The following is a 10,085-nucleotide window of genomic DNA, read 5'->3' as shown; positions in this document are numbered from 1 at the left end:
GGGGGTGCCCCGGGGCGGGGGGCTGGGGATGTCCCCCCCCACCCAGCCCGTTTTCACCCGGGTCCCTCTCGGCCGGATGAAATACGTCGTGCCCGGCGTCGGCTCGACGCTGAAGTGGGACGAGGCCGGGGCGGACAAGCTGTTCCAGTCGCTGCGCGACGACAAGCCGCTCGCGGTGAACCGTCCGCCGCGCGGCCCGGCCGCCGTGCCGGTGGGGGTGGCCCCGCAGCAGATCCGGGTCCAGGTGGAGAACGGCACCTCGACCGCCGGGCTGGCCAGGCGCCTCGACACTGCGCTGGCCGCGACCGGCTTCGCCACCACCCATCACCCGGTGACCTCGGCCGAACAGTCGGTACGGCGGACGGTGATCGTCTACGACCCCCACTGGGACCGCTCCGCCAGATCGCTGGCGGCGGCCCTGCCGGGCAGCGAGCTGCGGGCCAGGCCCGGCCAGGGGGCGGTGCTGAAGGTGATCGCGGGCGCGGACTCCAACGACGTACGGAAGGTGAAGGCGCAGGATCCGGCCCAGGGGACGTCCGGGGTGGTGCGGGGGGACGAGGTGGTGTGCCCCTGACACACGGGCCGGTGGGTCCGCGCCGCTGGGGCTTCCCCGGTTTCCGCCGGTCCTCCGGCTAGTCCTCGTATCCCTCCGCCGCTCGCCGCTCGCGCAGTTCCCTGATCGCCTGGCGGCGGGCGAGGCGGTGGGTGCGGCGGATCTGGGCCTCCTGGTAGCGGCGCGGGTGGTGGGGGGGCGCGGGGCCGACCGGCGGGGGGGTGGGGGGGGTGGCGGGGGGGGCGCCCCCGGGGGTGAAGAGGTGTGCGCGGCCGCCCGGGGGTGGGGGGGGTGTGCCCGGGGGGGTGCGGGGGCGCGCGGGCGGCCCCCGGGGGGGCTTGCCGTCCGCGTCGACCGCGGCGAAGACCAGGTAGGCGGAGCCGACCTGGGTGGCCGGCGCGGACTCGTTCCAGCGTTCGGCCAGGACCCGGACGCCGACCTCCATCGAGGTCCGGCCGGTCCAGTTGACCTGGGCCTTCACATGGACCAGATCGCCGACGCGGACCGGCTCCAGGAACGCCATCTCGTCCATGGAGGCGGTGACGGCGGGTCCCTCGCTGTGCCGTCCGGCCACCGCACCCGCCGCGTCGTCGACCAGCTTCATGATCACGCCGCCGTGCACCGTGCCCAGGAGGTTGGTGTCGTTGTGGGTCATGATGTGGCTCAGCGTGGTGCGGGACGCCGAAGTGGGCTTGCCCGGGATGTCCGATACACCCGACTCTGCGGCGGGGGCCTGGTCTGTCATGACCCCCACCTTATGCCGAAGCGACATTCACGGAATTTGTGTCAGCTTCGCAACAGCGGTGCCCTGATTTTTCGACGCCCCTTGTAAGGGACACCTCGACACCCTGCACACTGGGGCCCATGAACGATTGGCCCGAGGGATGGTCCGACGATAACCGCGGCAACCGGTACGGACGCGGTAGCGCCAACGCGCAGCCTGAGGGCGCCCGCGTCATGCGCCAGGTCCGGCGCGGCCCGGCGGCTCCGCCCGGGCAGGGCGGGTACGGCAACGGCGGCCCGTCGGGACCGCCGTACGGCGCAGGCGTCCCGCAGCAGCCGTCGTACGTCGACGGCCAGGGATACGACGACGGCTACGGCGACTACGACAGCGGCTACAACACCGGCCAGGTGTACGGCGGCGGTGGCGGCCGGGGCGACGGCTTCGTTCCCAACGACAACGACGCGGACCCGGACGTCGGACGCTACCGGCCGCGGCCGAACTGGCGCCGCCGGATCAAGTGGACCGTGATCACGCTGGCGACCGTGCTGGTGGTCACATCGGTGGCGACCTACTTCTGGGCCGATTCCAAGCTCCACCGCGACGTCGACCTGTCCAAGGTCATAGACCGGCCGGAGGCGGGCGAGGGCACCAACTACCTGATCGTCGGCTCCGACAGCCGCAAGGGCATGTCGGCCGAGGACAAGAAGAAGCTGCACACCGGCTCCGCCGAGGGCCAGCGCACCGACTCGATGATGATCCTGCACGTCGGTGACAACGGCGACACCCTGATCTCGCTGCCGCGTGACTCGAACGTCACGATCCCGAAGTTCCAGGGCTCGGAGTCCGGCAAGATCAAGGGCCCGCTCGGTACGAACAAGCTGAACGCGGCGTACGCGTTCGACGGCCCGACGCTCCTCGTGCGGACGATCGAGTACAACACCGGCCTGCACATCGACCACTACGTCGAGATCGGCTTCGCCGGCTTCGCGAACATCGTCGACGCGGTCGGTGGTGTCGAGATCGACATCGACAAGGGCTTCAAGGACAAGTACTCGGGCGCCGACTTCAAGGCGGGCAAGCAGACGCTGAACGGCGAGGAGGCACTGGCCTTCGTCCGTACCCGGCACGCCTTCGCGGCCAGCGACCTGCAGCGCACGAAGAACCAGCAGAAGTTCCTGGCGGCCCTGGCCCACCAGGTGGCCACCCCGTCGACGGTCCTGAACCCCTTCAAGTTCTACCCGACCATGGGCGCGGGCCTGGACTCCCTCACGGTCGACAAGGACATGAGCCTGTGGGACCTGGCGTCGATGTTCTGGGCGATGAAGAGCGTCAGCGGCGGTGAGGGCAAGTCCATGAACATGCCGATCTCGGGTTCCACAGGCGGCAACCTCGTCTGGGACAAGGCGAAGGTGAAGACCCTCGTGGACGAGCTGAAGAACGACCAGCCCGTGACGGTCGGCGGAAACTGAGGCACCGCGGCACCACGGCACCGAAAGGGCACCCCTCGGGGTGCCCTTTCGCGCTGTCGGGCGGGGGTCACATACGCGCGCCCGCCATCGTCCGGCACGTCTCCGCGCAGCGGCGACACGCCTCCGCGCACCGCATCATCTGCGGGTCGTCCGGCATGGCCATACACGCCTCGGCGCACATCTCGCACGCCTTGGCACACATCGCGCACATCTCGGGGGACATCGGCGAGCGGCGCATCATCATGTCCGCGCACATTCGGGTCACCTCGGAGCAGTCCATGAGCGCGCGCATGATCTGCATCTGGGCCTGGCCGCCCATCTGCATGCAGGAGCTCATGGTCTCCTCGCAGACGGTGTGACAGGACATGCACGCCTCGACGCAGTCCTGCATCTCCTTGCTCATGGCGCTCATGGTTCCGGGCTGGGTCATGGCTCCTCCTGAGAGGGAGAGGGGCCCCGGACGGGCCCCGCGTGCTTCCGTCCTACGCCCGACCGCCGGGTAGTGCCATTCGTACTACGGCTTCCTGCCCACGCCCGGTCAGAAGTTGGAGATCACGCTGGTGATCACCTGCTCGATCGTCTCGGCCTTCTTCGCGTCGTACGCCTGCCCGCCGCCGGCGTCCGCGATCTCCTGGAGCACGGTCCTGCCGTGCTTGTCGTTCTCGTCGGCTTCGTTTCCGTAGGCGATGGTGAAGATGCGGATCTGAGGCTGTCCGGGGTCGCTGATCCGTCTGAGCAGTTCCTCCTTGGCCAGGCTCCCGTTGTCCTCGTTGCGCCCGTCGGTGAGCAGGACGATCGCGTTGATGGCCTTCGGGTCGTAGTGCTCGCGCATGGTGCGCACCTCGGCGTCGAGCGTGTCGTACAGCCCGGTCGCGCCTTCCGGCCGGAGGTTGTCGACGTTGTCGGCCAGCAGCCGTGCGCGCGTGCCGCCCTTCAGCTTCTCGTCGTACGGGCCGAGCGGTACCAGTTCCTTGTAGTCGCGCCCGCCGCCGAGGACGTCCGCGTCGGAGAACTTCACCAGTCCGACGCGGTCGGTGCCGCTGAACTCGCCGAAGAGCCGGGGCTCGGCGGCCTTCAGACGCTCGATCTTGGTGTCGCCGGTGCCGGGGATCTCGTCGTTCATGGACTCCGAGCTGTCGATGACGACCAGCACGTTGGCGCGGCGGCGCAGGGTGGGCCAGATGGCCAGCAGGTGCTGGAGCACGTCGCCCCGGGGCATCGGCATGCGCGTGTACCGAGCGTCCGGCTGCACCTCGTGCGAGTTGCGCAGGAGCGTGGACTCCTTGACGACCCGGCCGTCGTGCGCGCGGAAGCCGTAGGGCGCGAACTGGCCGGCGTAGACCTGGGGACTCTGCAGGTAGGCGAGGAAGTCGTCGGCCACCGCCCGCTTGGCGGCGCTCATCCCGTTCAGTTCGATGTACGGGTGGTCCGAGAAGGGGACTCCGTCCTTCGGATAGAACGAGACCAGCGGGGTCTCCGGCGGCGCGGTCCGCGCGCAGCCGTCCTGCTTGCTGAGCGCACCGCACGGGTAGCCCGCGTCGTAGGCCGCCACGGTGCTCTCCTCCAGCGCGATGGCGGAGATGTACGACATGGCCTTGTCGGGGCCGCCGCGTTCCGCCCGGCGGAGGTTGGACAGGAAGGTCAGTGTCGTGTCGCCGTAGTGGACCGTGGCCTGCTCGATGCTCTCGACGAAAGCCCGGTTGGCGGGGTTGTCGAGGTGCACTCTGCCCAGTTCACCGCTGGTGCCCGTCTTGGCGAAGAAGGCGGCGACGGTGGCGTTGAGCCCGGAGGTGGAGTACCCGGGGTTGGTCTTGCCGAGCTTGAACGCGCCCCACTCCGGATGGCCGTGCCGTGCCCAGAAGGCGTCCGCGCTCTTTGCCCACTCGGCCAACTCGCTCCAGGTGAACCGCCGTTCGGGCCAGTCCAGGGCCTCGGCCATCGGCTTCGGCATGGCGATGGTCAGCGGGCTCTGCACGATCGATCCGGCCTTCGCCGGGAACTGTGCCCTGTTCCGCCCCTTCGCGGTGGCACGGGCCAGCGAGAGCCATGAACTCCCGGCGGGCGACCACACGTCCGGCCTGTGCCCGTCGGACTCGCGCCAGCCGTCGACGAGCGCCCGCATCACCTCGCCGGAGTTCCCGTCGTCGATCTGGATGCCCCAGCACCTCCCGCCTGCTAATCGGTGCCCGTAGGCCCGCGCCGCATGGCGCAGGGGCTCGGACTTGTCCACGGAAGCGGCGATGTGGAGCGTGCCGGACGTGCCGTGGCACGCCGGCAGCCTGGAGAGCGGCTGCCGGCTGCTGGACTCGGTGGTGCCGCCCGGCGGGGGGATGTGGGGTGCCGAGACGATCCCGGCCACCAGAAGGAGCGCGACGCCGGTCAGGACCTTCTTGCCGGTCGCCGGTCTGCTTCTCCACCAGCCGGTGAGTTCGCGTGCCCTGCGTCGGGCGGGCGAGGTGCGTCCGGGCTGGTGCTCCACGAGGACGGCGACGGCCGCCTCGGCCGCGTTCGCGGCCGCTCGCTGCTGGCCGCCCGCCGCGTCGGCACCGCTCTTGTTGCCGTCCGCCTTGTCGCTGATCCCGCGGATGACGAGCGCTTCGGTGCGGCTGAGCCGAGCCGCGTTGCAGAAGCCGAAGCCCTCCATCTCGATGGCCACGGCGTCCTGGTAGGTGCTGTCGAGCCGCCTGCGGATGCTGCCGGACCTGATGTCGAGGACGATCTGGCTGGAGGCGATCGGCTTGAAGTGACGTCGGCTGCGCACCGTCGCGTGGAGCGCCGTCTGCCGGAGCGGGTGCGAGGCGTCGATGGCACGAGGCCGGGCGCCGCGCCCCTGGTGCGACTCCTTGGCCCCGTGGATGTCGTACACCTTGGTGGCGATCACGACGTCCCCGGGGACGATGTCGTCCTTGAGTCCGCCCGCGACCCCGACCAGGAGCGCGGCGAGCGGCTTGAAGGTGCTCAGGAGGTTCTGCGTCACCAGACCCGCGTCGGAGTTCCCCTCACCCACCTGGGCCAGGTGAACGGTCCACGGGACGTGAGCGCCCTTGAGCAGGTACGTCAGCACGACGGTGCCGTTGGACCGGTCCGTGCCCCGGGGCTGGGCACCCCTGGCCTCCAGATGGGAGCGCAGCGCTTCGAACTCGACGGGAAGCGCCGTGACGACGACCGCGGTGCAAGAAGGACGGACTGCTGTCACCGGGACCAACCGATCTTGACGTCGACCTCGGCACCCCTGCCGAGCCGGGCCAACAAGCTATCATCGGACACCCCTCAACATCCTTGACATACAAGGACATTGGGCGGACACCGGGAGGCATGCGCAAGCGGCCCCCCGTCCGCACCGGACGGGGGGCCACGAGGTCGCGGGGAACCGGAGCCCTTCGGCGGCTCGCCCTACGGCAGGTTGCGGGCCATGACGATGCGCTGAACCTGGTTGGTTCCCTCGTATATTTGCGTGATCTTCGCGTCGCGCATCATCCGCTCCACCGGGTAGTCCCGGGTGTAGCCGTAGCCGCCGAGGAGCTGGACCGCGTCGGTGGTGACCTCCATCGCCACGTCGGAGGCGAAGCACTTGGCGGCGGCGCCCTGGAAGGTGAGGTCGCTGTCGCCGCGCTCGGACTTGGCGGCGGCCGCGTAGGTCAGCTGACGGGCGGCCTCGATCTTCATGGCCATGTCGGCGAGCATGAACTGGATGCCCTGGAAGTCGGCGATCGCCTTGCCGAACTGCTTGCGCTCCTGGACGTAGCCCTTGGCGTAGTCGAAGGCACCCTGGGCTACACCGAGCGCCTGGGCGGCGATGGTGATGCGCGTGTGGTCGAGGGTCTTCATCGCCGTGGCGAAGCCGGTGCCCTCCTCACCGATCATGCGGTCGGCGGGGATGCGGACGTTGTCGAAGTAGACCTCGCGGGTCGGGGAGCCCTTGATGCCGAGCTTCTTCTCCGGGGCGCCGAAGGAGACACCCTCGTCCGACTTCTCGACGACGAAGGCGGAGATGCCCTTGGTGCGCTTGGCGGGGTCGGTCACGGCCATGACCGTGTAGTAATCGGAGACGCCCGCGTTGGTGATCCAGCGCTTGACGCCGTTGAGGACGTAGTGGTCGCCGTCGCGGACCGCCTTGGTCTTCATGCCGCCGGCGTCCGAGCCCGCCTCCGGCTCGGAGAGGCAGTACGAGAACATCGCCTCGCCCTTGGCCAGGGGCGAGAGGTACCTCTTCTTCAGGTCCTCGGACCCGGAGAGGATCACCGGCAGGGACCCCAGCTTGTTGACGGCCGGGATCAGCGAGGAGGACACGCAGGCGCGTGCCACCTCCTCGATCACGATCACGGTGGCCAGGGCGTCCGCGCCCGCGCCGCCGTACTCCTCGGGCACGTGCACGGCGTGCAGGTCGTTGGCGACCAGGGCGTCCAGGGCCTCCTGCGGGAAGCGGGCCTCCTCGTCCACCGCGGTGGCGTACGGCGCGATCTTCGCCTCGACCAGGGAGCGGACGGCGTCTCGGAGCATGTCGTGCTCCTCGGCAGGGCGGTACAGGTCGAAGTCAGCCGATCCGGCCACGGTCTCTCACGCTCCAAAGACGCAGTGATACTGACGCTAATTACCGTTAAGTAACTCAAATTTTAAGGCGCGGCCCTGGGCACGCCTACGTGACCTTGGCGACAGCGGGGAAGTTGCCCGCGAAAGGCCTTGCGCATGCCCCGACTATGCTCGGGCTCCGCACCGGTACACGTACCCCTCTGGAGCATCGATGAGCCTCAAGATCACCGTGATCGGCACCGGCTATCTCGGCGCCACCCACGCCGCGGCCATGGCCGAGCTGGGGTTCGAGGTGCTGGGGCTCGATATCGTGCCCGAGAAGATCGCGATGCTGGAACGCGGCGAGACCCCGATGTACGAGCCGGGGCTGGAGGAACTGCTGCGCCGGCACGTGGCCGGTATCGAGGGCTCCTCCGGGCGGCTCCGGTTCACCATGGACTGGGCCGAGGTGGCGGAGTTCGGTGACGTCCACTTCGTCTGTGTGAACACCCCGCAGAAGCACGGCGAGTACGCGGCGGACATGTCGTACGTCGACGCCGCGATCGCCTCCCTCGCCCCGCATCTGACCGGTCCCGCGCTCGTGGTCGGAAAGTCCACCGTGCCCGTCGGCTCCGCCGACCGGCTCGCCGCCGACCTGGCCGGGCACGCGCCCGCCGGCGCCGACGCCGAGCTGGCCTGGAACCCGGAGTTCCTGCGTGAGGGCTTCGCCGTGCAGGACACGCTGCACCCCGACCGGATCGTGGTCGGCGTGCGCAGCGAGCGCGCCGAGAAGCTGCTGCGCGAGGTGTACGCGACGCCGGTCGGCGACGGCACGCCGTTCGTGGTGACCGACTTCCCGACCGCCGAGCTGGTGAAGACCTCCGCGAACTCCTTCCTGGCCACGAAGATCTCCTTCATCAACGCCATGGCGGAGGTGTGCGAGGCCGCCGCCGGCGACGTCGTGAAGCTGGCCGAGGCCATCGGGTACGACGACCGGATCGGGAAGAAGTTCCTGCGCGCCGGAATCGGCTTCGGCGGCGGCTGCCTGCCCAAGGACATCCGGGCCTTCATGGCCCGGGCGGGCGAGCTGGGCGCCGACCAGGCACTGACCTTCCTGCGCGAGATCGACTCCATCAACATGCGGCGCCGCGGCCAGATGGTCGAGATGGCCCGGGAGGCGCTGGGCGGCGGCTCGTTCCTGGGCCGGCGGGTCGCGGTCCTCGGTGCCGCATTCAAGCCCGACTCGGACGACGTCCGTGACTCGCCCGCCCTCAACGTGGCGGGCCAGATCCACCTCCAGGGCGGCCAGGTCACGGTGTACGACCCGAAGGGCATGGACAACGCCCGCCGTGTCTTCCCGACGCTGGGGTACGCCGACTCCGCGCTCGCGGCCGTGCGGGGCGCCGACGTGGTCCTGCACCTGACCGAGTGGCGGGAGTTCCGTGAGCTGGACCCGGCCGCGCTGGGCGAGGTCGCGGCGGCCCGGGTGATCCTCGACGGGCGCAACGCTCTCGACCCGGAGCGGTGGCGGCGGGCCGGGTGGACGTACCGCGCGATGGGGCGTCCGACCGCCTGATCTCCCGGAAGCGTACGACGCCGGTTCGGCCGAGGCTCAGTCGGCCGAACCGGCGTCTTGTTGCATTCTGCACCACCAGACCATCGGATGGCCGAGGAACCGGCTGTGGCCTACCCCTCCTTGGCCCGGTACCGGCGCATCTTCGCGCGTGCCCCGCACACCTGCATCGAGCACCAGCGGCCGCGTCCGGCCGGGCTGCGGTCGTAGTACGCCCAGTGACAGGTGACGGCCTCACAGGCCTTCAGCCGGGTCCAGGTGCCCGCCACCAGCGCCTGGGCCACGGCCGCGGCGACACGGGAGAGCAGCGGGGCCGCGTCGGCGGGGGCCAGGGTGGCCGAGCCGTCCCGCTCGTCGACCGCCACGTACAGCGGCGCGCGGGCCAGCAGTTCGCCCAGCGGGGTGACCTCCCGGTGCGGCGGGTGTCCGGCGTGTGCCAGCAGCGCGGCGCGCAGTGACTCGCGCAGTTCGCGGGCGTCCGGCAGGTCGTCCTCCGTGAGCCCGAGGCGGGAGCGGCCGTCCGGCGTGTCGAGCGAGTCGACGCCCGACTCGAGGTCGAGCGTGTTCACCAGGGACTCGACCAGGGCCAGGCCTCCGGGAGCGGGCGATCTCTCACTCATGGCCGTGACGCTACCTTCCGGGAATTCCCTTGCGACGTTACCTCCCATCCGGGAGCATGGGGTAACGGTTACCGGTTACCTGCCTTTAAAGGTAACTCGGAAGTAATTCGATCCGAGGATTCGAGGAGGAGTCATGGCTCTCGCCAGACTGGGCGTCGTCGTCCTTGACTGTCCCGACCCGCGCGCGCTCGCGGAGTTCTACGCGGGGGTCCTGGGCGGCACCGTCGAGGACAACGAGGAGTGGGTCGACCTGAAGGTGCCCGGCGGCCAGGCGCTGGCGTTCCAGGCCGCGCCCGGCTACGTACCGCCGAAGTGGCCCGGGACCGACGGCTCGCAGCAGTTCCATCTGGACCTGGTGGTGGCGGACCTGGACGCGGCGGAGAAGGGGGTGCTGGAGCTGGGCGCGAGGCCTCTGGACGCGGAGGACCGCTCCCGCACCTGGCGGGTGTACGCGGATCCGGCGGGGCACCCTTTCTGTCTCTGCACCAGCTGACCGGGCCGGCCGGGAGGACACCACGGAGCCTGGGCGGGGTCCGTACGTCGTCGTGAGCCGCGTCGTGATGCGCGGCGGCATCGCCACCGTCGCACGGAGCCGGGGGCCTTCCCGGCGGGTGGGGCGTTCGGGGGTACCCACGGC

Annotated in this window: 9 protein-coding genes; 4 read left to right on the top strand and 5 right to left on the bottom strand. The window is 70.1% G+C overall.

The genetic code is table 11. The annotated features are described in order from the left end of the window. Positions 1–574: LytR C-terminal domain-containing protein (locus tag ACFW2E_RS18760; protein ID WP_384467721.1), on the top strand; the 574-nt coding region annotated here is incomplete at its 5' end. A 58-nt stretch (positions 575–632) separates the two neighbouring features. Here the strand turns inward: ACFW2E_RS18760 and ACFW2E_RS18755 are convergent. Then, positions 633–1,298: an acyl-CoA thioesterase gene (locus tag ACFW2E_RS18755; RefSeq protein ID WP_384467719.1), complete on the bottom strand. Its 666-nt coding sequence runs from the start codon at positions 1,296–1,298 to the stop codon at positions 633–635. A gap of 119 nt (positions 1,299–1,417) precedes the next feature. On the opposite strand from ACFW2E_RS18755, the gene ACFW2E_RS18750 reads away from it, so the two are divergent. Then, positions 1,418–2,746, top strand: coding sequence for an LCP family protein (locus ACFW2E_RS18750; RefSeq protein ID WP_384467717.1), 1,329 nt, complete (start codon positions 1,418–1,420; stop codon positions 2,744–2,746). A 67-nt stretch (positions 2,747–2,813) separates the two neighbouring features. Here the strand turns inward: ACFW2E_RS18750 and ACFW2E_RS18745 are convergent, their stop codons facing one another. From ACFW2E_RS18745 to ACFW2E_RS18735, 3 genes are all read right to left on the bottom strand, one after another. Continuing rightward, complete coding sequence (locus tag ACFW2E_RS18745) at positions 2,814–3,176, bottom strand: four-helix bundle copper-binding protein (protein ID WP_384467715.1); 363 nt, start codon at positions 3,174–3,176, stop codon at positions 2,814–2,816. A 108-nt stretch (positions 3,177–3,284) separates the two neighbouring features. Next, entirely contained in the window at positions 3,285–5,942 is a 2,658-nt protein-coding gene (locus ACFW2E_RS18740) for a substrate-binding domain-containing protein (RefSeq protein WP_384467713.1), read from the bottom strand. Positions 5,943–6,139: 197 nt separating this feature from the next. Then, the gene (locus tag ACFW2E_RS18735) at positions 6,140–7,246 is read right to left on the bottom strand and encodes an acyl-CoA dehydrogenase family protein (RefSeq protein ID WP_384467733.1); all 1,107 of its coding nucleotides are present in this window, start codon (positions 7,244–7,246) and stop codon (positions 6,140–6,142) included. 241 nt (positions 7,247–7,487) lie between these two features. Between ACFW2E_RS18735 and ACFW2E_RS18730 the strand changes: the two genes are divergently transcribed. Beyond that, entirely contained in the window at positions 7,488–8,831 is a 1,344-nt protein-coding gene (locus ACFW2E_RS18730; RefSeq protein ID WP_384467711.1) for a UDP-glucose dehydrogenase family protein, read from the top strand. Positions 8,832–8,941: 110 nt separating this feature from the next. Here ACFW2E_RS18730 and ACFW2E_RS18725 read toward each other — a convergent pair whose 3' ends face one another. Then, positions 8,942–9,448: a CGNR zinc finger domain-containing protein gene (locus ACFW2E_RS18725; protein ID WP_384467709.1), complete on the bottom strand. Its 507-nt coding sequence runs from the start codon at positions 9,446–9,448 to the stop codon at positions 8,942–8,944. Between the two features lie 133 nt (positions 9,449–9,581). Here ACFW2E_RS18725 and ACFW2E_RS18720 point away from each other — a divergent pair, with 133 nt between their 5' ends. Continuing rightward, on the top strand, positions 9,582–9,941 hold the full coding sequence (locus ACFW2E_RS18720) for a VOC family protein (RefSeq protein ID WP_384467707.1): 360 nt from the start codon (positions 9,582–9,584) through the stop codon (positions 9,939–9,941). The last annotated feature ends 144 nt before the right edge of the window (positions 9,942–10,085 follow it).

It is taken from the genome of Streptomyces sp. NPDC058964 (assembly GCF_042741275.1).
In the GTDB taxonomy this organism is placed as follows: Bacteria; Actinomycetota; Actinomycetes; order Streptomycetales; family Streptomycetaceae; genus Streptomyces.
This window is presented reverse-complemented; position numbering and strand designations above follow the sequence as displayed.

Coding starts and splice junctions, on each gene's coding strand:
- ACFW2E_RS18735 (WP_384467733.1), bottom strand. CDS start 7,246: ATGCTCCGAGACGCCGTCCGCTCCCTGGTCGAGGCGAAGATCGCGCCG.
- ACFW2E_RS18745 (WP_384467715.1), bottom strand. CDS start 3,176: ATGACCCAGCCCGGAACCATGAGCGCCATGAGCAAGGAGATGCAGGAC.
- ACFW2E_RS18730 (WP_384467711.1), top strand. CDS start 7,488: ATGAGCCTCAAGATCACCGTGATCGGCACCGGCTATCTCGGCGCCACC.
- ACFW2E_RS18750 (WP_384467717.1), top strand. CDS start 1,418: ATGAACGATTGGCCCGAGGGATGGTCCGACGATAACCGCGGCAACCGG.
- ACFW2E_RS18755 (WP_384467719.1), bottom strand. CDS start 1,298: ATGACAGACCAGGCCCCCGCCGCAGAGTCGGGTGTATCGGACATCCCG.
- ACFW2E_RS18720 (WP_384467707.1), top strand. CDS start 9,582: ATGGCTCTCGCCAGACTGGGCGTCGTCGTCCTTGACTGTCCCGACCCG.
- ACFW2E_RS18725 (WP_384467709.1), bottom strand. CDS start 9,448: ATGAGTGAGAGATCGCCCGCTCCCGGAGGCCTGGCCCTGGTCGAGTCC.